Source organism: Streptomyces glaucus, from assembly GCF_039533365.1.
GTDB lineage: Bacteria > Actinomycetota > Actinomycetes > Streptomycetales > Streptomycetaceae > Streptomyces > Streptomyces glaucus.
Window position 1 is genome coordinate 236,916 of the sequence record NZ_BAAATK010000001.1, and the last position, 25,206, is coordinate 262,121.

The 25,206-nt window shown below is 75.4% G+C and carries 18 protein-coding genes and 1 pseudogene; 9 read left to right on the forward strand and 10 right to left on the reverse strand.

The genetic code is table 11. From position 1 onward, the window contains the following. Positions 1-61: 61 nt before the first annotated feature. Positions 62-1,351: a citrate synthase gene (locus ABD363_RS01065; RefSeq protein WP_344599408.1), complete on the forward strand. Its 1,290-nt coding sequence runs from the start codon at positions 62-64 to the stop codon at positions 1,349-1,351. An 806-nt stretch (positions 1,352-2,157) separates the two neighbouring features. Here ABD363_RS01065 and ABD363_RS01070 read toward each other — a convergent pair. Then, a complete protein-coding gene (locus ABD363_RS01070) occupies positions 2,158-4,428 on the reverse strand; it encodes a heavy metal translocating P-type ATPase (protein WP_344599409.1) in 2,271 nt (756 codons plus the stop codon). A gap of 84 nt (positions 4,429-4,512) precedes the next feature. Further along, the gene (locus ABD363_RS01075; protein ID WP_344599410.1) at positions 4,513-4,752 is read right to left on the reverse strand and encodes a heavy-metal-associated domain-containing protein; all 240 of its coding nucleotides are present in this window, start codon (positions 4,750-4,752) and stop codon (positions 4,513-4,515) included. 386 nt (positions 4,753-5,138) lie between these two features. Here ABD363_RS01075 and ABD363_RS01080 point away from each other — a divergent pair, with 386 nt between their 5' ends. Next, on the forward strand, positions 5,139-6,182 hold the full coding sequence (locus ABD363_RS01080) for a zinc-dependent alcohol dehydrogenase family protein (protein WP_344599478.1): 1,044 nt from the start codon (positions 5,139-5,141) through the stop codon (positions 6,180-6,182). A gap of 49 nt (positions 6,183-6,231) precedes the next feature. On the opposite strand, the gene ABD363_RS01085 is transcribed toward ABD363_RS01080, so the two are convergent. Then, a complete protein-coding gene (locus tag ABD363_RS01085; protein ID WP_344599411.1) occupies positions 6,232-6,432 on the reverse strand; it encodes a helix-turn-helix transcriptional regulator in 201 nt (66 codons plus the stop codon). Positions 6,433-7,250: 818 nt separating this feature from the next. Between ABD363_RS01085 and ABD363_RS01090 the strand changes: the two are divergent. From ABD363_RS01090 to ABD363_RS01115, 6 genes and pseudogenes are all read left to right on the forward strand, one after another. Next, positions 7,251-7,433: pseudogene (locus ABD363_RS01090) on the forward strand (hypothetical protein); the annotation flags it as partial. Between the two features lie 14 nt (positions 7,434-7,447). Beyond that, positions 7,448-8,950 (forward strand): CoA-acylating methylmalonate-semialdehyde dehydrogenase, encoded by a 1,503-nt coding sequence (mmsA, locus tag ABD363_RS01095; protein WP_344599412.1) that lies wholly within the window; start codon positions 7,448-7,450, stop codon positions 8,948-8,950. 298 nt (positions 8,951-9,248) lie between these two features. Next, positions 9,249-10,646 carry an APC family permease gene (locus ABD363_RS01100; protein ID WP_344599413.1) on the forward strand — a complete coding sequence of 466 codons (1,398 nt, stop codon included), beginning with the start codon at positions 9,249-9,251 and terminating at the stop codon, positions 10,644-10,646. Positions 10,647-10,793: 147 nt separating this feature from the next. Then, positions 10,794-13,448, forward strand: a complete 2,655-nt coding sequence (locus ABD363_RS01105) for a CocE/NonD family hydrolase (protein ID WP_344599414.1) — start codon at positions 10,794-10,796, stop codon at positions 13,446-13,448. Then, the gene (locus tag ABD363_RS01110) at positions 13,445-14,308 is read left to right on the forward strand and encodes an ABC transporter permease (RefSeq protein ID WP_344599415.1); all 864 of its coding nucleotides are present in this window, start codon (positions 13,445-13,447) and stop codon (positions 14,306-14,308) included. The genes ABD363_RS01105 and ABD363_RS01110 overlap by 4 nt, the downstream gene beginning before the upstream one ends. Before the next feature lie 374 nt (positions 14,309-14,682). Further along, positions 14,683-15,291, forward strand: coding sequence for a chaplin (locus ABD363_RS01115; protein ID WP_344599416.1), 609 nt, complete (start codon positions 14,683-14,685; stop codon positions 15,289-15,291). A gap of 62 nt (positions 15,292-15,353) precedes the next feature. On the opposite strand, the gene ABD363_RS01120 is transcribed toward ABD363_RS01115, so the two are convergent. Continuing rightward, positions 15,354-16,619 carry an NAD(P)-binding domain-containing protein gene (locus tag ABD363_RS01120; protein ID WP_344599479.1) on the reverse strand — a complete coding sequence of 422 codons (1,266 nt, stop codon included), beginning with the start codon at positions 16,617-16,619 and terminating at the stop codon, positions 15,354-15,356. A 2-nt stretch (positions 16,620-16,621) separates the two neighbouring features. Further along, entirely contained in the window at positions 16,622-17,875 is a 1,254-nt protein-coding gene (locus tag ABD363_RS01125; RefSeq protein ID WP_344599417.1) for a carboxylate--amine ligase, read from the reverse strand. A gap of 313 nt (positions 17,876-18,188) precedes the next feature. Between ABD363_RS01125 and ABD363_RS01130 the strand changes: the two genes are divergently transcribed. Continuing rightward, the gene (locus ABD363_RS01130; protein ID WP_344599418.1) at positions 18,189-19,439 is read left to right on the forward strand and encodes a glycoside hydrolase family 26 protein; all 1,251 of its coding nucleotides are present in this window, start codon (positions 18,189-18,191) and stop codon (positions 19,437-19,439) included. 143 nt (positions 19,440-19,582) lie between these two features. On the opposite strand, the gene ABD363_RS01135 is transcribed toward ABD363_RS01130, so the two are convergent. From ABD363_RS01135 to ABD363_RS01155, 5 genes are read right to left on the reverse strand one after another with little or no spacing between them, the layout of a single operon-like run. Next, positions 19,583-20,239, reverse strand: a complete 657-nt coding sequence (locus ABD363_RS01135; protein WP_344599419.1) for a YveK family protein — start codon at positions 20,237-20,239, stop codon at positions 19,583-19,585. After that, positions 20,236-21,390, reverse strand: coding sequence for a glycosyltransferase (locus ABD363_RS01140; protein WP_344599420.1), 1,155 nt, complete (start codon positions 21,388-21,390; stop codon positions 20,236-20,238). The genes ABD363_RS01135 and ABD363_RS01140 overlap by 4 nt, the downstream gene beginning before the upstream one ends. A 1-nt stretch (position 21,391) precedes the next feature. Further along, positions 21,392-22,165, reverse strand: a complete 774-nt coding sequence (locus ABD363_RS01145; protein WP_344599421.1) for a polysaccharide deacetylase family protein — start codon at positions 22,163-22,165, stop codon at positions 21,392-21,394. After that, complete coding sequence (gene murJ / locus ABD363_RS01150; protein ID WP_344599422.1) at positions 22,140-23,837, reverse strand: murein biosynthesis integral membrane protein MurJ; 1,698 nt, start codon at positions 23,835-23,837, stop codon at positions 22,140-22,142. Before murJ ends, ABD363_RS01145 begins: the two co-directional genes overlap by 26 nt. Further along, entirely contained in the window at positions 23,834-25,201 is a 1,368-nt protein-coding gene (locus tag ABD363_RS01155) for an O-antigen ligase family protein (RefSeq protein WP_344599423.1), read from the reverse strand. The genes murJ and ABD363_RS01155 overlap by 4 nt, the downstream gene beginning before the upstream one ends. Positions 25,202-25,206 lie beyond the last annotated feature (5 nt).

Genomic DNA, 25,206 nt, shown 5'->3' on the forward strand with positions numbered 1-25,206 from the left:
GGGGAAGGTAGAGACAGTCAGGGCACCTCGAAGATGAGGCACAACGTCGGTGAGGGAAGACGTGAGCGACAACTCTGTAGTACTGCGGTACGACGGCAACGAGTACACCTACCCGGTGATCGACAGTACCGTCGGCGACAAGGGCTTCGACATCGGCAAGCTCCGCGCCCAGACCGGTCTGGTGACGCTGGACAGCGGCTACGGCAACACCGCCGCCTACAAATCCGCGATCACCTACCTGGACGGTGAGGCGGGCATCCTCCGGTACCGCGGCTACCCGATCGAGCAGCTGGCGGAGCGCTCCACCTTCCTGGAGGTCGCCTACCTGCTGATCAACGGCGAGCTGCCGACCGTCGACCAGCTCACCGCGTTCCGCAACGACATCACGCAGCACACCCTGCTGCACGAGGACGTCAAGAACTTCTACCGGGGCTTCCCGCGCGACGCCCACCCGATGGCCATGCTGTCCTCGGTCGTCTCGGCGCTGTCCACCTTCTACCAGGACAGCCACAACCCGTTCGACGAGGAGCAGCGCTACCTCTCGACCATCCGTCTGCTCGCCAAGCTCCCGACGATCGCGGCGTACGCGTACAAGAAGTCGATCGGCCACCCGTTCGTCTACCCGCGCAACGACCTCGGCTACGTCGAGAACTTCCTCCGCATGACCTTCTCGGTCCCCGCGCAGGAGTACGAGCTCGACCCGATCGTGGTCTCCGCGCTGGACAAGCTGCTGATCCTGCACGCGGACCACGAGCAGAACTGTTCGACCTCCACGGTCCGCCTGGTCGGCTCCTCGCAGGCGAACATGTTCGCCTCGATCTCCGCCGGCATCAACGCCCTGTGGGGTCCGCTGCACGGCGGCGCCAACCAGTCCGTGCTGGAGATGCTGGAGGGCATCCGCGACGCCGGCGGCGACGTCGACTCCTTCATCCGCAAGGTGAAGAACAAGGAGGACGGCGTCCGCCTGATGGGCTTCGGCCACCGGGTCTACAAGAACTTCGACCCGCGCGCCAAGATCATCAAGGCTGCCGCGCACGACGTGCTGTCCGCCCTCGGCAAGTCCGACGAGCTGCTGGACATCGCGCTGAAGCTGGAGGAGCACGCGCTCTCCGACGACTACTTCACCGAGCGCAAGCTCTACCCGAACGTCGACTTCTACACCGGTCTGATCTACCGGGCCATGGGCTTCCCGACCGAGATGTTCACGGTCCTGTTCGCCCTCGGCCGCCTGCCGGGCTGGATCGCCCAGTGGCAGGAGATGATCAAGGAGCCGGGCTCCCGCATCGGCCGTCCGCGCCAGATCTACACGGGCGTGGTCGAGCGCGACTTCGTTCCCGTCGAGGAGCGCTGACCGACGCTTTCCGGGCCCCGCACCGATCCGCCGGTGCGGGGCCTCGCCGTGCGGCCGTACGGGCCGTACAGGCCGTGCGGGGCCTGCGGGCGTCCTCGTGCGCGCGGACCCGGCCGGCACGGCCGTGGCCGGCCCCGTAGGGCGCCCCGTGCGCGCCTCCGGGGCGCCCGCGGCGCCGGTCCAGGGCCGCGTGCGGAAGCCTTGCGCGCGTGCCGGAGGTCCCGTGCGTGGGCGGAGGTCCGGGTGCGGGCGGACAGCAGAAGGCGCCCCGGTGCGCCGGTCCCCCCACGGGCCGGCGGCCAGGGCGCCTTCCCATGTCCCGGTGCGGATTCCCCCCACGGGATCCGGCCGGGCGTCTGTGAGGACAGCGCCTGAATCGCTGTGCTGTGCGAGCAGAACGAGCAGAACCCGTCCCACCTGTGTGGTTGTGCGGTCTGCCGGGACAGCGCACGCCCGGGAGGGCCGCTCAAAGCTTCCCGGTGCACGTGTCCCGGCAACGCTCCCCCGAGCTCTCACCCATGTGCGAGCAGGGAGGTACCTCCGACTGAGGAAGTCCCCCAAGACATCCCCAGATGCCAGGAAGCGCCCCCCAAGACGCTGCCCGACATCGCCAACTTAGACCTTCGAGCCCCTTCGATGGTTACGTTCGCATCACTGTGATCTGCGTCTCTTGCACATGTCCGGTAGATGCGCAAGAACCCCGATACGTCGAACGGGGCTCAAGCGTAAGGACGATGCGTGAGTCTTGTGAAGAGCTTATGTGAGGCTCCTGCCGGACTCCAGGGGGGGGCTCGGGCTTCGAGACCTCAGCGAAAGGCCCGCAGCCGGAGACTGTTCGTCACCACGAACACCGACGAGAAGGCCATCGTGGCCCCCGCGATCATCGGGTTCAGCAGCCCGGCGGCGGCCAGCGGCAGGGCGGCGACGTTGTAGCCGAAGGCCCACACGAGGTTGCCCTTGATCGTCGCGAGGGTCCTGCGGGACAGCCGGATGGCGTCCGCGGCCACCCGCAGGTCCCCGCGCACCAGCGTCAGGTCGCCCGCCTCGATCGCCGCGTCCGTGCCCGTGCCCATCGCCAGGCCCAGATCGGCGGTGGCGAGCGCGGCGGCGTCGTTGACGCCGTCGCCGACCATGGCGACGCACCGCCCCTCGGCCTGCAGCCGCCGTACGACGTCGACCTTGTCCTCGGGCAGGACCTCCGCGATCACCTGGTCGATGCCCACGGCGTGCGCCACCGCCTCGGCCACCGTCCGGTTGTCCCCGGTCAGCAGCACCGGTGCGAGTCCCAGCGCGCGCAGCTCGCGCACCGCCTCGGCGCTGGTCTCCTTCACCGCGTCCGCGACGGCGAGGACCCCCCGCGCCGCGCCGTCCCAGCCGACCACGACGGCCGTGCGGCCGACCCGCTCGGCCTCTTCCTTGGCCCGGGCCAGTTCCTCGGGGAGCCCGGCGTTCTCGGCGAGCCGCCCCACGGCCACCCGGTGGCCCGCCACGCGTGCCCGTGCGCCCCGCCCGGGCACGTTCTCGAAGTCCTCGGCGGCCGGCAGCGGGCCGGCCTGCTCCGCGGCGCCGGCGGCGACCGCCCGGGCGACGGGGTGCTCGGAGGCGTGCTCGACGGCGCCCGCGAGCCGCAGCACCTGCTTCTCGTCGGTGCCGCGGGCGGCGTACACCTCGTGCAGGGTCATGCGTCCGGTGGTGACGGTGCCGGTCTTGTCCAGGACGACCGTGTCGACGCGCCGGGTGGACTCCAGCACCTCCGGGCCCTTGATCAGGATGCCGAGCTGGGCGCCCCGCCCGGTGCCGACCAGCAGCGCGGTCGGCGTGGCCAGCCCCAGCGCGCACGGGCAGGCGATGATCAGCACGGCGACGGCGGCGGTGAACGCGGCGACGGTGTCGCCGGTGGCGGCGAGCCAGATCCCGAAGGTGGCGACCGCGATCAGCAGCACCGCCGGCACGAAGACCCCGGCGATCCGGTCGGCGAGCCGCTGCACCTCGGCCTTGCCGTTCTGGGCGTCCTCCACGAGCTTCGCCATCCGCGCGAGCCGGGTGCCGGCCCCCACCCGGGTGGCCTCGACGACCAGCCGGCCGGCCGTGTTGACGGTGGCGCCGGTGACCGGGTCGCCGACGGTCACGTCCACCGGGACGGACTCGCCGGTCAGCATGGAGACGTCCACGGCGGAGGCGCCCTCGACGACGGTGCCGTCGGTGGCGATCTTCTCGCCGGGCCGTACGACGAACCGGTCGCCGACGGCCAGCCGGTCCGCCGGTATCCGCACCTCGCGGCCGTCCCGCAGCACCGCCACGTCCTTGGCGCCCAGTTCCATCAGCGCCCTGAGCGCGGCTCCCGCGCGCCGCTTGGAGCGGGCCTCCAGGTAGCGGCCCAGCAGGATGAAGGCGGTGACGCCGGCGGCGACCTCCAGGTAGATCGTCGAGGCGCCGTCCGTGCGGGAGACGGTCAGCTCGAAGGGGTGCCGCATGCCGGGCATGCCCGCGTGGCCGAGGAACAGCGCCCACAGGGACCAGCCGAACGCGGCCAGGGTGCCGATCGAGACCAGCGTGTCCATGGTGGCCGCGCCGTGCCGGGCGTTCGTCCAGGCGGCCCGGTGGAAGGGCAGCCCGCCCCAGACGACGACCGGCGCGGCGAGGGTGAGCGAGAGCCACTGCCAGTTGTCGAACTGCAGTACCGGGACCATCGCGAGCAGCACGACGGGGGCGGCGAGGAGGGCGGAGACGGTGAGGCGCCGGCGCAGGGCGGACAGCTCGGGGTCGTCCGCGGTGGCCGTCCGGGCGTCCTCCCCGCCGTCCTGCCGGGGGGCGTCCTCCGCGCGGACCGGTTCCCGGGCGGTGTACCCGGTCCTCTCCACGGTGGCGATCAGGTCCGCGACCCCGATGCCCGCGGGATGGGTGATCCGGGCCTTCTCCGTCGCGTAGTTCACCGTGGCGGTGACGCCGTCCATGCGGTTGAGCTTCTTCTCGATGCGGGCCGCGCAGGAGGCGCAGGTCATCCCGCCGATGAGCAGCTCGACCTCGGAGAGCGCCGGCGCGGTGTCCGTAGGGGTGTCTGTGGTGGTGCTGGTCATGGGTCGGGCTCCGGGCGACGGGCCGGGCCGCGCGGGCCGGTGCGGGCCCGCGCGGCCCGTGCGAAGGGCTCGTGGGATGGGGGATCAGGCCTGGCCGGCGAGTTCGAAACCGGCCTCGTCGACGGCGGCGCGCACGGCCTCCTCGTCGAGCGGGGCCTCGGACACGACGGTGACCTCGCCGGTCGAGGCGACGGCCTTCACCGAGCTGACGCCGGGGATCCGGGAGATCTCGCCGGAGACGGCGCCCTCGCAGTGTCCGCAGCTCATCCCGCTCACCCGGTAGACGGTGGTGACGGAACCCGGGGTGTCGGTCTGGGTGGTCATGTCGTTGCTCCTCGTCGAGGCGGGTGGGTCGAGGGGGGACCGGCGGGTCCCTCCTTCCGTCCTCAGACTATACCCCTAGGGGGTATTAATCCAGGAGGGGCCCGACGGGGCGGTGGTGCCGGTGCGGGTACCCGGCCGGCCGGCGGCCAGTGACCCGGGGCGGCGCACGAGGACGCTCCCCGGCTCTGGGCGTACGCCTCGCGCTCGACGCCCACGGCCCGGAGCGCGGCCCGGTCCGCGTCCCCGGCGCCCGCCTCCCCCTCCCGGGGAGGACCCCGGCCGTCCCGGTCCGCCGTCGCCGAACGCACCCCTCGGCCGACCGCGGGTCCGGCCGCCGGGCTAGCGTTCCCCCGGAAACCATGGCGGCCCGGAAGGTGGAGTCGACGATGCGCGCGGTCGTGTTCGAGCGGTACGGAGAGCCGGCCGAGGTGCGGGACGTGCCGGACCCCCGCCCCGCCGAGCACGGGGTCGTGGTGCGGGTCGAGGCGAGCGGGCTGTGCCGGAGCGACTGGCACGGATGGCAGGGGCACGACCCGGACATCACGCTGCCGCACGTACCCGGTCATGAACTCGCCGGGATCGTCGAGGAGACCGGCGCCGGGGTGAGCGGCTGGCGGCCCGGCGACCGGGTCACCGTGCCCTTCGTCTGCGCCTGCGGCGGCTGCCCCGCCTGCGCGGCGGGCGACCAGCAGGTGTGCGAGCGGCAGACCCAGCCGGGCTTCACCCACTGGGGCTCCTTCGCCCAGTACGTGGCGCTCGACCACGCCGACGTCAACCTCGTCGCCGTGCCCGACGACATGTCGTTCCCGACGGCGGCCTCGCTGGGCTGCCGGTTCGCCACGGCGTTCCGGGCGGTGGTGCAGCAGGGCCGGGTGGCGGCGGGGGAGTGGGTCGCGGTGCACGGCTGCGGCGGGGTGGGCCTGTCGGCGGTGATGATCGCGGCCGCTTCGGGCGCGCGGGTCGTCGCCGTCGACGTGTCCGCCGGGGCGCTGGACCTGGCACGGAGGTTCGGGGCGGCGGAGTGCGTGGACGCCTCGCGCACGCGGGACACCGCGGCGGCGGTCCGCGAGCTCACCGGCGGCGGCGCCCATCTCTCCCTCGACGCCCTCGGCTCGCCCGCCACCTGCGCCGCGTCCGTGAACGGCCTGCGGCGCCGCGGCCGCCACGTCCAGGTGGGGCTGCTGCCCTCGCCGGCCGGGACGACGCCCGTCCCGATGGCCCGCGCCATCGCCCTGGAGCTGGAACTCCTCGGCAGTCACGGCATGGCCGCGCACACCTATCCGCCGATGCTGGAACTGGTCCGGACGGGCGTGCTGCGGCCCGACCTGCTGGTGACGTCCACGATCGCGCTGGACGCGGTCCCGGCCGCGCTGGCCGCGATGGGCGCCGCGCCGGGGGCGGGCGTGACGGTCGTCGAACCGTGGAGCTGACCGGCCCGCCCCCGCGGACGTGCCGCGGCGGGGCGGCGGAACCCGGCGGTCAGTCCCCCCGGCGGTTCCGGTTGCCCGGGCGGGACGCCACCCACGCCCGGATCGTCTCGGCGTACCAGTAGGGCCTGCCGCCCTGCACCAGGTCGGGCGGGGGCAGCAGGCCGTGCTTGCGGTACGAGCGCACGGTGTCCGGCTGGACCCGGATGTGGGCGGCGATGTCCTTGTAGGTCCAGAGCCTTCGGTCGGTCACGAGGTGCCCCTCTCCTGCGCGCGCCGCGGCGGCGGCCGGGGGACGGCCGTCCGGGGGAGCCGGGCGCTGCGCTGGTGATCAACAAGCCTGTGCCCGGTGAACGACGCGGAGCGGGAGCGGGACAGGGGCCGTGCGCGGGTGTGACGGAAGGCCCACCTCCGTGCGACATGTGTGACATGAGGGGGGAGTTTGTGACACAGATGACGCACAGGCGGGCGCCGGCACGGGGCGTGGCGCGTTGACAGACGCGGGTGGCGCGGGAGGGGAGAGCGGTGCGGGAGGGGAGGGCGGCGCGGGTGGCGCGAGAGGGGAGGGTGGCGTGCGGTGACAGCCTCCGTGGCCCCCGTGCCTGCGTCCTGCGGCTTCCCCCGGAGGCACCGTCAAGATCTCGTCCGAATGTCCGGACAAAGCGTTGACAGGGGTTCGCGCGCGGGACTACAAAGCCGGGAGAGCCGACGCGAGGGGAAGCCGGTGACGATGCCGAGGGGATGCGGAAAGCGCCGCGGGCGCCGCCGGGGGACCGCGGTGAAGGCGCTCCCGTGACCGGCGTGTCCCCGCACCCGCCGGGCCGCAGGGTCCGGCCCGAGAGCGCCTCCGGCGCGGGAGTCCTCTTCGCCCTGGCAGGAGCGAAGTGCGAGCGACGACTCCCCGCCCGCCGCGGCCCCGCGCCGGAGGTCCGTACGTCCGGGGGCGCCCGGTGGCGGACGTCCGCGCCGCCCCGGGCCGCGCGGGCCGAGGCGTACGCCCGGCCGGTACGCCGTCCGGGCGCCGGCACCGGCGCCCCGCCGGAACCGCGCGGGCCGTTTCCGCCGGGGCCGCGGGCCGCCGCCGCTCCCACAGGTGTCTACGCCGGGGCCCGAACCGCAGACACTGTGTCGGGCGCGCCCGCGGGACGGGACTGGTGGGATGGACCCGGGGCCGAGACCGCGACGGGACCGTCGGCGGTCGAGGCGGGTGAGCTGTACGAACGGCGCGTGGCGACCCGACGCCGCCCTCTGTGAAGGAGTTCTCGGTCATGACGAAGATCGTCCACCACTGGATCGGCGGGCGGACCGCCGAAGGCGCCTCGGGCACCTACGGCCCGGTGACGGACCCGGCGACCGGCGCGGTCACCGCGAAGGTGGCGTTCGCCTCCGTGGAGGAGGTGGACGCGGCGGTCGCGGCGGCCAAGGAGGCGTACGCGGCCTGGGGGCAGTCGTCCCTGGCGCAGCGCACGTCCGTCCTGTTCAGGTTCCGCGCGCTGCTCGACGCGCACCGCGACGAACTCGCCCGGCTGATCACCGCCGAGCACGGCAAGGTGCACTCCGACGCGCTCGGCGAGGTGGCGCGCGGCCTGGAGATCGTCGACCTGGCGTGCGGCATCCCGGTGCAGCTGAAGGGCGAGCTGTCCACGCAGGTCGCCGGCCGGGTCGACGTGGCCTCCATCCGGCAGCCGCTCGGCGTGGTCGCCGGCATCACGCCGTTCAACTTCCCGGCGATGGTGCCGATGTGGATGTTCCCGATCGCCATCGCGTGCGGCAACACCTTCGTGCTGAAGCCGAGCGAGAAGGACCCGTCGGCCTCCGTCCGCCTGGCCGAACTGCTGGCCGAGGCGGGCCTGCCGGACGGGGTGTTCAACGTCGTCCACGGCGACAAGGTGGCCGTGGACCGCCTGCTCGCCCACCCCGACGTCAAGGCCGTCTCCTTCGTCGGCTCCACCCCGATCGCCCGACACGTCCACGCCACCGCCTCCGCGAACGGCAAGCGCGTCCAGGCGCTCGGCGGCGCCAAGAACCACATGCTGGTCCTGCCCGACGCCGACCTGGACGCGGCGGCCGACGCGGCCGTCTCGGCGGCCTACGGCTCCGCGGGCGAGCGCTGCATGGCCGTCTCGGCCGTCGTCGCGGTCGGCGCGATCGGCGACACGCTGGTGGAGAAGATCCGCGAGCGCGCCGAGAAGATCAGGATCGGTCCCGGCGACGACCCGGCGAGCGAGATGGGCCCGCTGATCACCAAGGCCCACCGCGACAAGGTGGCCTCGTACGTGGCGAACGCGGCGGCCGAGGGCGCCGAGGTCGTCCTGGACGGCACCGGCCACACCGTCGAGGGCTACGAGGACGGCCACTGGATCGGCGTCTCGCTGCTCGACAAGGTGCCGACCAGCGCCAAGGCGTACCGGGACGAGATCTTCGGCCCGGTGCTGTGCGTGCTGCGCGTCGACACCTACGAGGAGGGCGTCGCCCTCGTCAACGCCTCCCCGTTCGGCAACGGCACCGCGATCTTCACCCGGGACGGCGGCGCGGCCCGCCGCTTCCAGCTGGAGGTCGAGGCCGGCATGGTCGGCGTGAACGTGCCGATCCCGGTCCCGGTCGGCTACCACTCCTTCGGCGGCTGGAAGGACTCCCTCTTCGGCGACCACCACGTCTACGGCAACGACGGCACGCGCTTCTACACCCGCGGCAAGGTCGTCACCACCCGCTGGCCGGACCCGTCCGAGGCCCCGGCCGGCGTCGACCTCGGGTTCCCGCGCAACCACTGACCCCGGCAGCACCCCAGGGGCCGTCCGCCATGCGGACGGCCCCTTTTTTTGCGGGCCGGCCCTGCGGTTCCCGCAGGGGGGCATGACGGCCTCCCTGATGCCGCGTTGTGTCCGGATGGCCACTGAGGCGGCTTGAACGCAACGAATTCCGTAGAAGAACACCCATTGACGTCACGGTTTCCGTCGGATTCCATTCTCCGCAACCGGGAGCGGACCCCACCCGTACGACCTGATCCACCGGAGGCGATAGCGCTCCCGGCCGTCATCTCCTGCCGCACGAGTCGATCGGAACCGCCGCATGACCGACACGCTCCGCCCTGCCGAGACCCCAGTCCCGCCGGCCCCGGACGGTTCCCGCAGACTCAGACGTTCCATCGGGGTCGTCGGCGGCACCCTGCTGACGCTGTCGTGCGTGACCCCCGCCTCCACCCTCTTCGTGGTCGTCCCCGACCTGTTCGGCACGCTCGGCACCGCCACCGCCCTGACGATCGCCGTCGGCTCGCTGCTCTGCGTCGCCGTCGCGTTCTGCTACGCGGAGCTGGGCACCCTCGTCCCCAGCGCGGGCGGCGAGTACGCCATGGTGTCGACGCTGGCCGGGCGGCTGGCGGGCTGGCTGGTCTTCGTCCTGTCCCTGCTGGTCGTCGTGATCGTCCCGCCGGTGATCGCGATGGGCACGGCCGACTACCTGGCGCCGGTCGTGCACCTCGACCCCGCCGTCGCGGGCGCCTCGGTGATGCTGCTCGCCACCCTCGCCGGCCTGCTCGACCTGCGCGCCAACGCCTGGATCACCGGCGTCTTCCTGGTCCTGGAGGTCGTCGCGGCGGCCGTCGTGGCGGTGCTCGGCTTCGCCCACGCCGAGCGCGGCCCCGGCAGCCTGGTCTCGATGCAGGTGGCCGGGACGGGCGGCGGCACGGACCCCGTGACGGCCCTGCTGGTGGTCTCCGGGCTCGCCATCGCCCTCTTCGTCACCCAGGGCTTCTCCACCGCCGTCTACCTCTCCGAGGAACTGCGGAACCCGCGCACCGACGTCGCCCGCACGGTCCTGGCCACCCTCGCCGTCTCCACCGTGATCATCCTGGTCCCGGTCGTCGCCCTCACCCTGGGGGCGTCCAGCGTCGAGGAGCTGACCGCCGGCGACCTGAGCGGCATGGTCACCGCCTGGTCCGGCTCCGCCGTCGGCGCCTTCGTCAGCCTCTGCGTGGCCCTGGCGATCGTCAACGCGGGCATCGTCATGGTCATCCAGAACTCGCGCGTGCTGTTCGCCTCGGCCCGCGACAGGGCCTGGCCCGAGCCGGTCAACGCCCTCTTCTCCCGGCTCGGCCGGTCCGGCTCCCCGTGGGTCTCCACGCTCGCCGTGGGCGTGCCGGGCGCGGCCCTGTGCTTCGTGGACCTGGACACCCTGTACGGCGTCACGGGCGTCTCCGTCACCGGCATGTACCTGCTGGTCGCGGTCGCCGCCCTGCTCGCCCGGCGCGGCGCCCACCGGCACGCCCGCGCCTGGCGGATGCCGCTGTGGCCCGCGACGCCGGTGCTGCTGATCGCGGTGCTCGCCTACGTCCTGAGCCGGCAGGAGACGGGCCACCTGCTGCTGACCGGCGGCATCACGGCCGCGGCCACCCTCTACTGGGCCCTGTACCTGCGCCCCCGCCCCGGCAGCCGCTGGCTGGTGACGATCCCGGAGGACGCCCGGAGCTGACCGCGTGCGTCCCGCCGTCCGCCCGTCCTCGCCCGCCCGCGTACCGCGGGCGCAGTACGCGGCAGGAGCCGGTACGCCCGCGGGAGGGTCCGGGCTCCGGCCCCCGGCCGACACCTTCCCGACAGGTTCACCCCGTACCGTTGACGCATGGATCTTCGACTGCCCGGACGTCTGTCCGGACGGCTGCGGGGGCCCCGGCGCCTGCTGGCCGCCGGGGCCGCGGTGGCCGTCCTCGCCGGTTTCGGCACGTGGACGGCCACCGCCTCCGACGAGGCGCCCGCGGTGCACCGCACCGACCGGGTCGTGACCGTGGGCGACGGGGTGCGCCTGGACACCTCGTACTTCACCGCGGGCCCCGGCGGCCGGCGCCCGGCCGTCCTGCTGGCGCACGGCTTCGGCGGCAGCAAGGACGACGTGCGGCAGCAGGCGGAGCGCCTCGCCGAGGACGGCTACGCGGTGCTGACCTGGTCGGCGCGCGGCTTCGGGAAGTCGACCGGGCGGATCGGGCTGAACGACCCCGACGGCGAGGTCGCCGACGTCTCCAGGCTGATCGACTGGCTGGCGCGGCAGCCGCAGGTCGCCCTCGACCGGTCCGGCGACCCGCGGGTGGGCGTGGCGGGCGCCTCCTACGGCGGCGCGGTCGCGCTGCTGGCGGCCGGGCACGACGACCGGGTGGACGCCATCGCCCCGGCGATCACCTACTGGAACCTCGCGGACGCCCTGTTCCCGAACGGCGTCTTCAAGAAGCTGTGGGCCGGGATCTTCGTCAACTCCGGCGGCGGCTGCGCGAGGTTCGAGCCGCTGCTGTGCCGGATGTACGAGCGGGTGGCCGCGTCCGGCGTGCCGGACGCGCGGGCCCGCGCCCTGCTCCAGGAGCGCTCCCCGGCGGCCGTCGGCGACCGCATCGAGGTGCCGACCCTGCTGGTGCAGGGCCAGACCGACTCCCTCTTCCCGCTCGGCCAGGCCGACGCCGCCGCGCGCGCGATCCGCGCCAACGGCGCCCCCGTCGCCGTCGACTGGATCGCGGGCGGGCACGACGGCGGCGACCTGGAGAGCGGCCGCGTCCAGTCCCGCGTCGCGGCCTGGTTCGACCGCTACCTGAAGGACGACGAGACGGCCGGCACCGGCCCCGCCTTCCGCGTCACCCGCACCCTGGGCACCGGCACCGGCGACGGCGAGCCCCGCCTCGCCGGGACGGGCGCCGACGCCTACCCCGGCCTGCACGGCGACCCGCGCCCGCTCGCCCTCACCGGCCGCGAGCAGAGCTTCGCCAACCCGGCCGGCGCCAGCCCGCCCGCCGTCTCCGCCCTGCCCGGCCTCGGCTCCTCGGCCGGCCTGTCCCAGCTGTCCTCGCTCGGCGTCGGCGTCTCCCTGGACTTCCCGGGCCAGTTCGCCGCGTTCGACTCGGCCCCCCTGGAGGACGACCTCCAGGTCACCGGCTCGCCCCGGGTGACCGTCCACGTGCGGTCGACGAGCGACGACGCCGTGCTCTTCGCCAAGGTGTACGACGTCGGCCCGGACGGCACCCGGCCGGTGCTGCCCGCCCAGCTGGTCGAACCCCTGCGCGTGACCGGCGCGAAGGCCGGCAAGGACGTCACGATCGCCCTGCCCGCCGTCGACCACCGGGTCGAGGCCGGCCACCGCCTGCGGCTGGTGCTGTCCTCCACCGACCTCGGCTACGCCTCCCCGACGGCCCCCGCCACGTACACGGTCTCGCTCAAGGGCGACCTGGCGGTGCCGACGGCCCTCGGCCCGGAGAAGCCGGCGGCCTCCCTGCCCGCCTGGGTGTGGTGGGCCCCGCTCGCCGGCGCGGCCGCCGCCCTGGCCCTGCTGCTGACCGCCCGCCGCCGCACCGCGGCGCCCGCCCCCGACCCCGCGCTGGCCGACGTCCCGCTGCAGATCACCGGCCTGACCAAGCGGTACGCGAAGTCCAGCGACCGGTACGCCGTGCGGGACCTGTCCTTCCGCGTGGAGAAGGGCCAGGTGCTCGGCCTGCTCGGCCCGAACGGCGCCGGGAAGACGACCACCCTGCGCATGCTGATGGGCCTGATCGCACCGGACGGCGGCGAGATCCGCGTCTTCGGCCACGCGATCGTGCCCGGCGCCCCGGTGCTCTCCCGCGTCGGCGCGTTCGTCGAGGGCGCGGGCTTCCTCCCGCACCTGTCCGGACGCGAGAACCTCCAGCTGTACTGGCGGGCCACCGGCCGCCCGCCCGAGGACGCCCGCCTCGACGAGGCCCTGGAGATCGCCGGCCTCGGCGACGCCCTCGCCCGCGCGGTCCGCACCTACTCGCAGGGCATGCGCCAGCGCCTGGCCATCGCCCAGGCCATGCTCGGCCTGCCCGACCTGCTCATCCTCGACGAGCCGACCAATGGCCTCGACCCGCCCCAGATCCGCGAGATGCGCGAGGTGATGATCCGCTACGCGGCGGCCGGCCGCACGGTGATCGTCTCCAGCCACCTCCTGGCGGAGGTCGAGCAGACCTGCACCCACCTGGTGGTGATGGACCACGGCCGCCTCGTCCAGGCGGGCCCGGTCCGGGAGATCGTCGGCTCCGGCGACACGCTGCTGGTCGGCACGGCCCGGCCGGTGGACGCGCCGGTCGTCGAGAAGATCGCCGCACTGCCGGGCGTGGCCTCGGCGGTACGCGCCGACGACGGCCTGGTGGTCCGGCTCGACACCGGCGGCAGCGCCCGGCGGCTGATCGCCGACCTCGTGCGGCTGGACGTGCCCGTGGAATCGGTGGGCCCCCACCGCCGCCTCGAAGACGCCTTCCTCACCCTGATCGGAGACCCCGCATGAGCACGCTGGCCGACCGCGCCGAGGCGGCCGACGGCTACCGGGCGGGCCGTACGCTGCCCCTCGGGGTCGAACTGGTCCGGCAGCTGAAGCGGCGGCGCACCCTCGTCATGGGCGGCATCCTGTTCGCCCTGCCGTTCGTCCTGCTCGTCGCCTTCCAGGTCGGCGGCGAACCGGGCGGCGGCAACGACCGGATCAACCTCATGGACACCGCCACGGTGTCCGGGGCGAACTTCGCCGCCGTCAACCTCTTCGCCGCCGCGGGCTTCCTGCTCGTCGTCCCCGTCGCGCTGTTCTGCGGGGACACCGTCGCCTCGGAGGCGAGCTGGTCGTCCCTGCGCTACCTGCTCGCGGCGCCCGTGCCGCGGGCCCGCCTGCTGTGGTCCAAGCTCGTCGTCGGGCTCGTCCTCAGCCTGGCGGCGATCGTGCTGCTGCCGCTCGTCGCCTACGCCGTCGGCACGGCGGCCTACGGCCCGGGCCCGCTGCAACTGCCCACCGGCGGCGCCCTGCCCACCGGCACCGCCGTATGGCGCCTGCTGGTCGTCACCGCGTACCTCTTCGTGTCCCAGCTGGTCACCGCCGCCCTGGCGTTCTGGCTGTCCACCCGGACGGACGCCCCGCTCGGCGCGGTCGGCGGCGCGGTGGGCCTGACCATCATCGGCAGCGTCCTCGACGAGGTGACCGCCCTCGGCGACTGGCGCAGCGTCCTGCCCGCGCACTGGCAGTACGCCTGGCTCGACGCCGTCCGGCCGCGGCCGGAGTGGACCGACATGATCCAGGGCACGTCCCTGTCGGTCACCTACGCGCTCGTGCTGTTCGCCCTGGCCTTCCGCGGTTTCGCCCGCAAGGACGTGGTGTCGTGATCGCGCGGCGCCCCCGGCGCCCCGCCGGCAGCACCGGCCCGGCCCGGTGAATTCCGGGGACTCTCCCCTCGCGGTGCGGTGCGGGCCGATCGGGTGAACCCGCGCAACCAATCCCCGTGCGCCGGGTTGATGAAGCAGACGCGCCTGCCCGAAGCAGGGCGAACGTCAGCCGGGTCCCCGCGCACAGTGCGACCCACGGGTGCGGTGGCCGGGTCAATTTCATCACCGTGCTGAACCCGGCGATCGGCAGCGAGTTCATGTAACGACTGACCGCCCAACGCACCAGCCTTCCGGCTGTGTCATGGCCGGCCTTGGACGTCGATCTCCGTTCCAGGGCCGGCTTTCCCACTTCTCCAAGCAGGAAGACAACCACATTGCGACAGACCCTGAGCAGGGGAGTGTTCGCGGCGGCCGCCGCCACGGGCATTCTGTCCCTGACCGGCAGCCCCGCCCTCGCCGACACGGAAGCGACCGCGGTCGCCCAGGAATCCTCCGGTGCGCTGTCCGGGAACAGCGTGCAGGTGCCCGTCTCCGTGCCGGTGAACCTGTGCGGCAACAGCGTCGGCGCGGCCGCGGCCATCAGCCGCGCGGTCGGCAACCACTGCGGCAACGCCTCGTACGGGGCGGACGACTCCTCCGAGTCCTCGTACGGCGACGACGGCTACGGATACGGATACGGCTACGGGGACGAGGACGAGACGCCGGCGCCGAGCACGCCCCCGGCGCCGAGCACGCCGCCGGCCACCGGCACCCCCACCCCGTCCCCCGAGCCGGAGCGCAAGACGCCGCGGCACACGCCTCCCCCCACGCGGGCCGCCCAGACGCCGTCCACGATCACGACCGTCAGCGCGCGGCAGCCCGCCGCGCCCCAGCTGGCCAAGACCGGCAGCGCGGAACTCCTGACGGCCTCGGCCGCCGGCGCCGCGCTGATCACGGGCGGTGTGGTGCTCTACCGCCGCAGCCGCGCCGCCGCCCGCCGGTAGCCGCTCCCGGGTGCCGGACGCGACGCGCCCGGCACCCGCCCCCCTCCCCGGGCGGTGCCCGGTCAGCCGCGCACCGGCGACGGCGACTCGCTGCGGCTGTTGCCACCCGGCGCGGGGACCGCCCGGCCCGCGGGGAGCGCCCCGAGCCGGCGGCGCACCCCGCGGACGAGGGTCGCCGCCGTGAAGGTCGCGCCATGGACGAAACGCATGGCCGGGCCGAAACCGGAGGCGGTCACCAGCCCCGCCAGGAACAGGCCCGGGTGGGAGGACTCGAAGTCCCGCCCGACCGCCGGGGAGCCGTCGGGCAGCGCCGCCAGCGTCCCGCGCAGCCCGCCGTCGAGCAGGCCGAGCCGGTCGCAGCGCGGCCGGAACCCGGTGGCGGCGATGACGTGCTCGGTCTCCAGAGTGCGCAGGGCGCCCCCGCGGTCCACCGTCTCCAGCCGCACCCCGTCCGGCACCGCGCAGGCCGCGGCGACCTCGTGGCCCGGCAGCAGCTCCACCACGCCCTCCACCCGGCCCCGCACCCACCAGGCGCCCGCCGGCCCCAGCGCCGTCGTCGCGATGCGGGCCCGGGTCGGCTCCGGCAGCCGCCGGAACAGGCCGGGGCGCTCGGCGTAGAACCAGTTCCGCCAGCCGGGGCCGAGACCGCTGTGCGGGGAGCGGACCGACTGCCACCAGGGGCGCTCCCAGGGCGGCGGCACGTCGTTCCACACCAGCCGCTCCGCCCGCGCCAGCACCCGCACGCGGGTGCCCTGCTCGGCGAGCAGCGCCGCGGTCTCCAGCGCCGCCTGGCCGCCGCCGATCACCGTGACGTCCCGGCCGCGGAACCGGTCGAGATCGCTGTGGTGGCTGCTGTGCGTCACCAGGGCGGGGTGCAGTCCGCGCAGGGCCCGCGGCACCTCGACGAACGGCATCACCCCGACCGCCAGCGCCACCGTCCGCGCGCGCAGCTCCTCCCCGTCCTCGGTGAGAGCCGTGAAGCCGCCGGGGCCGGACGCCACCCGGGTCACCGTGCGCTCGTCCACCTCCGGCACGGCGTGCCGCGCGAACCACAGGCCGTACGCCGCGAACTCCTCCACCGGGATCGGCCGCGCGTGACGCGCCGTCAGGCCGTGCTCCGCGCAGTACGCGTCCAGGCGCCAGCGCCCGGCCGGATCGGAGAGGTTGGACGCCCACGGCTCCGACTTCAGGAACATGCCGCGGGGCATGTTGTCCCGCCAGGACGCCATGGGCCGGCCGAACACCCGGAGGTTCAGCCCGGCGGCCGCGGCGTGGGACGCGATCGACAGTCCGTACGGGCCTGCGCCCACCACCAGAAGGTCGTACATCGTCAACTGCTCGCTTTCTCGTCGTCGGTCAGGGAGGGCGAGGCCGCCCGGGGGATCGGCGCCGGCGCCGGCGCCGGCGTGCCCGCGCCGATCCGCTCACGCAGCCGGCGGGACACATGGCGGCACCACTGGGCCCACATCGCCCATCCGGGGCCGCGGTCGTCCCGGGCGTACCAGGCCAGTTCGCGTCCGCCCGGCGCCGTGCGCAGCGCGGCGAGCGGCGCGTAGTTCTCCACCACGAACGTCCGCCCCGGCACCGGGACGCCGTCCGGCAGCGGGCGGCCCGTCAGGTCCAGGTGCAGGGCCCGGACGACGTCCAGGCCCGCGCCGTCCGCGAAGAGCCGGAACTGGGCGCCGGGGCGCGGGTTGAAGTCGAGCAGGTGGTAGCGGCCCGTGGTGCCGCAGCGGCGGAAGTCGAGATCGAGGACGCCGCGGTAGCCCAGCGCGCCGACGAGCCGCTCGGCCGCCGCCCGCACCTGCGGGTTGGGCGTCCAGCGGCCCACCGCGGTCAGCCCCGCCCCGCGCGGCCAGGCCAGCTCCTTGCGGCCCGGGCCGCCCGCCCGCACGGTGCCCGCGTGGTCGGCGTAGCCGTGGAAGAACCAGTCCCGGTCCGGCCCCGGCGGCAGGTACGCCTGCAGCAGCAGCCGGCTGCCCGCCTCCCCGGTGCGCAGACACAGCTCCCGGGCCTGCTGCTCGGAGCGCACCAGCACCGTGCTGCGCAGCCCGCTGCCGGCCGGCAGCAGCCAGGGCCGGCTCCACTTCGCCACCAGCGGCAGCCCGAGCCGCCGCGCGTCGGCGGCGGCCTCCGCCGCGCTGTCCGGGACCAGCGTCAGCGGGTGCGGGACGTCCGCGGACGCGCACACGGCGGCCAGTTCCGCCTTGTCCGCGACGCGCTCGGGCAGCGCGGGCGGCATCGCCGGCAGCAGGTAGGAGGGCGTCAGCGCGTCCCGCAGGCGGGCCACGGCGACGGCGCCGGCGTCGTCCATCGGGACCAGGACGGCGGGGCGCGCGATCAGGCCGGCCACGCGGCGCAGCACGGCGAGGACGTCGTCGGGGGACGCGCCCGGCAGCGGCGGCGGGTGCATCCGGTGCACGTAACGCGACCGGTGGACCGGACTCCTCACCGCGTCGGCGACGACGTGCACCTCCACCCCGGCCCGGCCGAGCGAGCGCACGGCGCCCAGCGTGCCGTGGTGGAAGGGATTCTGATCGATCCGCAGCAGTACGGCGGGGACGCGGGTGTCGAGGAACGACACGATTCTCTCTTTCTCCTGGGCGGATTCACCGGACCGGCCTCCGCCGGACCTGTTTCCGGCGGACCGGCTTCCTTCGCTTCGCCTCTCCCGGGCCGGCTTCCCGCGGATCGGCTTCCGCCGGGCCGGCTTCTCCCGGGCCGGTTCCTTCCTGGCGGGTTTCTTCGGGGCCGGCTCACCCGCACGGGCGGGCGCGGCACTCGAAAGCCCCAACGGCGGTGGCGCCGCCGGTTCCCCTGTGTCTGACTTCCTGTGACGGCTGGTCAGCAGGGAGACGAGGGCTGAGGGCCGGACGAGAGAGAGGAGAGGTGCAGGCATGGCTCCACACCACAAGCGGGTCCGGGCCGGCCGGCTGGCCGCGGGCGCGGTGGTGGTCGCCGCGTCGGCCGCCCTGGCGTCCGGCCCCCGGGCCGGAGTGGGGGTGGTACCGGCCGACGACGCCCGCGCCCCGGCACCGGTCCCGGCCCCGGCGACCACCCCGGCACCGGTCCCGGCCCCGGCGACCACCCCGGCGGGGGGCGAGCGGCCCCCGGCCTTCGGCGCCTTCCTCGGCTCCGACGCCCGCGGCGTGGCCCGCATGCCGCTGTTCAGCCACTGGCTGGGCGGCGCCGAGCTCCGCGTCGGCCACACCTACCTGCCCGGCCACCGCTGGCGCGACATCGAGGGCGCCCCCGGCTTCCTCGACGCGTGGGCGCACTGGCGCAACCAGGATCCCGACCGGATGCTCGTCCTCAACGTCCCCCTGCAGGAGCGCAACGAGGAGGGCGTCTCCGACGACGAGGTCCGGCGGCTGCTGCGGCAGGGCGCGGCCGGGGAGTTCGACCACCACTTCCGCGCCCTCGCCGAGCGGCTGGTCGGCCTGGGGGTGCCGGACACGGTCCTCGTGCTCGGCTGGGAGATGAACGGCACCACGTACACCCATCGCTGCGGGCCGGACCCGCAGGCCTGGAAGACGTACTGGAACAGGATCGTCACCACCATGCGGTCGGTGCCGGGGCAGAGGTTCCGGTTCGATTTCGCGCCGAGCCGCGGCAGGGACGCCGTTCCCTGGACGGAGTGCTACCCGGGGGACGACACGGTCGACATCATCGGCATGGACTCCTACGACCAGCCGGCCGGAATGCCGTTCGACCGGCAGGTGGACGAGCCCTACGGGCTGCGGGCGCACGTGGAGTTCGCGAAGGCCCACGGCAAGGCCGTCTCGTATCCCGAGTGGGGACTCTTCCGCAACGGCGACAACCCCGAGTACATGCGGCGCATGCTCGCGTGGATCGCCGAGCACCGGCCGCTCTACCACACGCTGACCGACTACTGCCCGCACGGTGTGTGGCGGTGCGCCGACAACCCGCGGTCGGCCGAGCTCTACCGGTCCTTCCTCGCCGGCGGCGCCGACGGGGCGACCCCGGCCCCGGCATCCACGCCCACACCCGGGCCCGCCGCACCCGCCGGGCCCGCCGTGCCGCCGCCCCCGGAGGGCTGCACGCCGCTGGACCTGGGCAGCTGGGTGGAGCACTGGCTCGGCGGGAAACTCTGCCTCCGCTTCGACTGGTGGTCGCGTGACCGCTAGCGGACCGGCCTGCGGCGGCCGGTCCGTGCCGGAACCCGCCGTCACCACCGGGCGGCGCCGCCCGCACGGCCGCTTCCGGTCCGGGGCCGGCTCGGCACGGGCGCCGCGCTCCGCGGGAGCGGGCCCGGCCGGGCCCGCCGGCGTCACCGCTGCCCCCGCGCGTCGGCGGCGGCCGCCGGGCCGGGCACCGAGGCGGTGGGGCCGGGATCGCCGTCCCGGCCGGTCCCGCGCGGCCGCGCCAGCAGGGCCAGCCCGCCCAGCAGCCCGCCCGCGCTCGCGCCCACCAGCGCGGTCACCCCCGACGACGCGGACGCCGGCTCGCTCGGCTCGACCGCCCGCGAGAACTGCACCAGCCGGACCTGGGTGCTGCTCCGGCTGTCGTCCGCGTGCCGGGTCAGCGCCCGGGAGACGGCGTTGGCCATGTCGACGGCGAGGCCGGGGTGCTCGGAGGTGGCCGAGACGGCGACCATCGGCGCGTCCGGCGAGGTCGCCGTGCGCACGCTGCGCTGCAGGGTCCGCACCGGCACGCCCGCCCACACCTGCGCGTCCCCGAGCACCGCGAGCTGCGTGGCGACCCGGCCGTACGCCTGCGCGAAACCGAGGGCGGCGTCCGGGGTGGACCTGGCGGTCGGCACGGCGACGACGTAGCTGGTGGCCGTGTACGCCGGGGGGGTGAACACGCCGTACGCGCCGCCGAGCAGGCCCCCGGCGAAGACGCCGGCCGCGAGCACGGACCAGGACGGCAGCCCCCTGACGCGGTCAAGGGACAGGCGGCGCTGACGGGGCGGAGTGTCGGTCATGAGGGACTGACTCCCAGAGGTGAGAGGGACGACGACGAACTGCGGACCGCTGCCGCGTACACGTCCATGAGGCGGGCCGCGCTGCGGGTGATGCTGTAGCGGTGCGCGGCCTCCGGCGCCGTGCGCGGCCCCGGACCCGCCGCGCGGACCCCGGCGATCGCACGGGCGTACGCCTCCGGGCCGCCGCGCACGCGCCGGGCCCCGGTGACGGCCGACGGCGGCAGGTCCTCGATCGCCGGGCAGGAGGCGTAGAGCACGGGCAGGCCGGACGCCAGCGCCTCCACGGCCGCCAGGCCGAACGCCTCCTCCGCGGACGGGGACGCCAGCAGGTCCATCGCGCAGGCGAGCGCGGGCAGGTCGGGGCCCGGGGAGCCGTCGGGGACGTAGGGGCGCTCGCCGGTGAACAGGACACGGCCGGCCACACCGGCCTCGTGGGCGGTGCGGCGCAGGACGTGCTCCTCGGGGCCGCCGCCCACCAGCAGCAGCCAGTGGTCGTCCGGGAGCCGGGCGAGCGCGCGGACCAGGACGTCGAACCGCTTGCCCGGGGCGAGCCGCCCGACACCGCCGACGACGTACGCGTCCCCGGGCAGCCCGAGGCGCCGGCGGGTGCGCTCGCGCCGCTCCGGGTCGAAGCGGAAGCGGTCCAGGTCGATGCCGTTCGGGACGACCTCGATGCGGGGCGCGGGCACGCCCCAGCGTTCGAGGCGGCCGGCCACCGCCGGGGAGACGGCGACCGTCGTCCGGCCGAGCCGCTCGCTGGCGAGGTACAGCGCCCGCACCCCCGCCGTCAGCCTGCGGCCCTCCATCTGCGACTCGCCCAGGGAGTGCTCGGTGGCGACGACCGCGCGGACTCCGGCGGCCCGCGCGGCGAGCCGGCCGTAGACGCAGGCCCGGTACAGGTGGGTGTGCACCAGGTCGTAGCCGCCGGCGCGGATCAGCCGGACCAGGCGCGGCAGCGCGGCCAGGTCGCGGTTGCCGCCCATGCCCAGGTGCGTGACGCGCACCCCGTCGGCGGCCAGCCCCTCGGCGACCGCACCGGGGTTGGTGAGCGTCACGACGTCGCAGTCGACGGGCAGGTGACGCAGCAGCAGGCGCAGCTGCTGCTCGGCCCCGCCGACGCCGAGACCGGTGATGATGTGCAGGGCCCTCATCTCACAGGCCCTCCACCGGGCGCCGCCGCAGCCGGTGCAGCCGGTGCTTCAGGTACAGCCGCCAGGCCGTGTCGTGCTGCCCGACGTGCACCCGCGGCAGGGCGTGCGGACCGGTCAGCGGGCCGGGGTCGATGGCGCAGGCGTAGGCGTACCCGGCCTCCCGCACGGCCGCGACGGCGCGGGCGTCGACCGTGCCGTACGGGTAGCAGAAGCCGTCCACCGGGGCGCCGGTCAGCTCCGCGAGCCGGGCGCGGCTCTCGACGACCTCGGCCTTCAGGGTGAGGTCGTCCGCCTCGGTGAGGTCGACGTGGGTGAGCCCGTGCGAGCCGATCTCCACGCCCTCGGCGGCCGCCCGCCGGACGCCGTCCGCGTCCAGCAGCGGCTTGCGCGGGCCGAGCGGGTCCCAGGCGTTGTCGCCGCCGAGCCGCCCGGGCAGCACGAAGAGGGTGGCGGTGCACTCCCAGCGGCGCAGCAGCGGCAGGGCGGCGGTGACGAAGTCGGCGTACCCGTCGTCGAAGGTGAGCCCGACCAGGTCCCGCCCCGCGCCCCGGGCGCGGGCGGCGAGCAGCTCGGCCACGGACACGCCGCGCAGCCCGCGCCGGCGCAGCCAGGCCAGCTGCCGGCCGAGCCGCTCGGGCGTGACCGTGATGCGGTACGGGTCGTCCGAGCAGTCGCCCACCGAGTGGTACATCGCCACCCACGGGACCGGGCCCGGGCGCGGGGCGGGGAGCCCGCCGGCGGGGGCGGAGTCAACGGGACCGACGGAAGCAGCCATGGGTGAGCCTTCTCGTGACGGCGCGTACGGAGCGCGCAGCGGATGCGGAGCCCTGGGCGCCCAGGGCCCAGGCGAGCGGGACGAACACGGCGGTCACGGTCAGGCAGCCGGCCGCCAGCCCCGCCGCCGGGGAGGCGAACCGGCCGGCGGCGAACGCCCCGGCGAGGGTGGCGGCGACCGCCGCGCACCCGGGCCTGCCCAGTTCGGCCAGCACCGGCCGGACACGGACCGAGACGCCGCGGGGGCCGGTGCGCCGCGTGGTGCGCAGGCCGGTGAGCAGCAGGGCGGCCGTGACGGTGATGCCGAGGGCGTTGGCGGCGGCGATCCCCGCCACGCCCCAGGCGCCCGCGGTCACGACGCCGAGCGCGCACGTCACCGCGACGCCCACGGCCATCACGCCCACGGGGTACCAGCTGGGCCGGCCCGCCGAGAAGTACGAGCGGACCAGGGCACCCACCAGGGTCTGGCCCAGCAGCCCGAGCGCGTACACGCGCATGACGTCCGCCGTCGCCGCGGTGTCGTCCGCGGTGAACGCGCCCCGCTGGAAGAGCAGTTCGATCATCTGCGGGGCACAGGCGATCACCGCGCACATGCCCAGCAGCACCAGGCCGGAGGCCAGCGCCAGGTCCCGCTCCACCCGGCTGCGCGCCCGTTCGGTGTCGCCGTCCGCGAGCGCCCGCGCCACCACGGGGAAGGTGACGGTGCACAGCATCAGCGACAACGTCATCGGGATCTGGGCGACCTTCTGCGCGTAGTTCAGGTGCGAGATGGCCCCGGCGGGCAGGTCGGAGGCGAGGAAGCGTTCGACGAGGACCTGCGACTGGCGGCACAGCGCGAACAGCAGCACGGCGGCGACCAGGGCCGGCCGCATCGGCCGCTCCCCGGCATCGGGGCCGGCCTCGCCCGGGGCCGGCGTACGCGACCTCAGCTGCCGCCACAGCGACGGCAGCTGCACCGCCACCATCAGGCAGCCGCCCGCCGCGACCCCGGCCGCGGCGGAGCGCACGCCCCAGCGCTCGCCGAACAGGAACATCGCGGTGATGATGCCGGTGTTGTAGGCGACGTAGATCGCGGCGGGCGCCACGAAGCGGCGGTGCGCCCGCAGGGCGGCGCTGCAGTACCCGGCGAGCCCGAAGGCCAGCACGCAGGTCGCCGTGAGCCGGGTGCAGTCGGCGGCCAGACCGGGGTCGGGCAGGCCGGGCGCGAGGACCCGGACCAGGTGGGGGGCGGTGCCGGCGACCAGCGCGGCCACCGCGGCGAAGGCGAGGCACAGCCGGGGCAGCGTGGCGGCGACCAGGGCGCGCACCGGGTCGCCCGCGGCGCCCCGGGCACGGCGGGCCAGCGCCATGCTGAACGCCGGGATCAGCGCGATCGACAGCCCGTCCTCGATGAGGAGGGTGGCGGCCAGCTCCGGCACGGTCCACGCGACCAGGAAGGCGTCCGTGTCGCTCCCGGCCCCGAACAGCCGCGCCAGCGCCTGGTCGCGCACCAGGCCGAGCAGGGAGCCGGCGACGGACAGCGCCGCCGTCACCAGCGCGGCCCGGGCGAGGAACCGCCCGGAGGCGGGGGCCGGGTCGGCGCCGGCCCCGGCGGTGGCGGCGGTCCGTGCCGCGGGGACGGTCGCCGTGCCGTCCGTGCCGGGACCGGGGGATCGTGGGGGCACCACCGTCATCGCGCCGGGGCCTCCTCGACGCGCCCGCGCGCCCCGGCCCGCTCCCCGTCGGTCCGCTCCCCGTCCGCCCGCGCGTCGCCGGCCAGCGCCCACCACGCCACGAGCCCCAGGGCCACGGCGGTCAGCACGGTCGAGGGGCCGCCGATGTCCCCGTACCCGAAGTCGGTCAGCAGCCAGACCAGCAGCCCGCAGGCGACGAGCCCGCAGTCCGGCCCCGGACCGCGGGCGCGGCGGCGGCCGCGCACCAGCCGCCGCACCCCGCGCACCAGCAGCGCCAGCCAGCTCCCGGCGAGCGCGAGCAGCCCGACCAGGCCCTGCTCGCTCAGCACCAGCAGGTACATGTTGTGCGGCGACAGCAGCGCCTGCCTCTGGTACGTCACCCCCGCGCCGTCGATGTCGCTGCCCGACGACAGCGCCAGCGTGGCGTGCCCGTCCCGGTGCTCGGGGAAGCCCTTCAGCCCGACGCCGGTCAGCGGATGCTCGCGCCAGATGCCGGCGGCGGCCCCCCACAGGGTGTACCGGTCGACGACGGACTGGTCGGGGGCGTCGGCGACCCGCGCGATGCTGTCGATGCGCTGCTGCAGCGAGTCCGTGCCCACGCCGAACCCGCCCACCAGGACCACGCCGGCGGCGGCCGCGGCGGCGGCCACCTTCAGCGCGCGCCGCGGCCCGGCCAGCACCAGCTGCACGGCGCCCGCCACGGCGGTCGCGATCCAGGCGCCCCGGCTGAAGGAGAGCGCGAGCGGCGGCAGCAGGGCCACGGCGCACCCGGCGGCCAGCGTCCGCTGCCGTACGGACGCCGGGCCCAGCGCGATCCCGGCCGCGCACATCAGGCCGAGGGAGACCGCCGTCGCCATGCCCATCACGTCGTGCGGCCCGAAGGTGCCGACCGCCCGGATGTTCTCCCCCTGGTAGGAGGCGCCGGTCCGGGTGACGTACTGGTGCACGCCGACGGCCCCCTGCCACAGCCCGAGCCCGACGAACGACCAGGCCAGCAGCCGGAAGTCGGACCGGCGGCGGACCAGCAGCAGCACCGCCGCCGGGACGAGCACGAAGACCTGCAGATAGCGCCCCAGGCCGGTCAGCCCGGCCTGGGGCGAGGACGCCCCCATGGCGGCGAGCGCCAGCCCCACGACCGGCAGGCCCAGCACCACCGCCGCGGCGGGCGCGAGCGGGCGCCGCCCCCGCCGCTCGCGCAGGACGAGGAGCACGCAGTACCCCACCGCCAGCCCCGAGACCACGTCGGCGGGCCCCGCGCCGTCCGACGCCGGCGGCAGGGCCAGCACGGCGGGCACGGCCACCAGGGGCAGGACCGGCGCCGCGGCGGCGGCCCGGCGCGAGAGCGGGGTCAGGACGTGGCTCACGTCGG

Coding starts and splice junctions, on each gene's coding strand:
- ABD363_RS01140 (WP_344599420.1), bottom strand. CDS start 21,390: ATGAGGGCCCTGCACATCATCACCGGTCTCGGCGTCGGCGGGGCCGAG.
- ABD363_RS01070 (WP_344599409.1), bottom strand. CDS start 4,428: ATGACCAGCACCACCACAGACACCCCTACGGACACCGCGCCGGCGCTC.
- ABD363_RS01145 (WP_344599421.1), bottom strand. CDS start 22,165: ATGGCTGCTTCCGTCGGTCCCGTTGACTCCGCCCCCGCCGGCGGGCTC.
- murJ (WP_344599422.1), bottom strand. CDS start 23,837: ATGACGGTGGTGCCCCCACGATCCCCCGGTCCCGGCACGGACGGCACG.
- ABD363_RS01110 (WP_344599415.1), top strand. CDS start 13,445: ATGAGCACGCTGGCCGACCGCGCCGAGGCGGCCGACGGCTACCGGGCG.
- ABD363_RS01100 (WP_344599413.1), top strand. CDS start 9,249: ATGACCGACACGCTCCGCCCTGCCGAGACCCCAGTCCCGCCGGCCCCG.
- ABD363_RS01130 (WP_344599418.1), top strand. CDS start 18,189: ATGGCTCCACACCACAAGCGGGTCCGGGCCGGCCGGCTGGCCGCGGGC.
- ABD363_RS01105 (WP_344599414.1), top strand. CDS start 10,794: ATGGATCTTCGACTGCCCGGACGTCTGTCCGGACGGCTGCGGGGGCCC.
- ABD363_RS01120 (WP_344599479.1), bottom strand. CDS start 16,619: ATGTACGACCTTCTGGTGGTGGGCGCAGGCCCGTACGGACTGTCGATC.
- ABD363_RS01135 (WP_344599419.1), bottom strand. CDS start 20,239: ATGACCGACACTCCGCCCCGTCAGCGCCGCCTGTCCCTTGACCGCGTC.
- ABD363_RS01075 (WP_344599410.1), bottom strand. CDS start 4,752: ATGACCACCCAGACCGACACCCCGGGTTCCGTCACCACCGTCTACCGG.
- ABD363_RS01080 (WP_344599478.1), top strand. CDS start 5,139: ATGCGCGCGGTCGTGTTCGAGCGGTACGGAGAGCCGGCCGAGGTGCGG.
- mmsA (WP_344599412.1), top strand. CDS start 7,448: ATGACGAAGATCGTCCACCACTGGATCGGCGGGCGGACCGCCGAAGGC.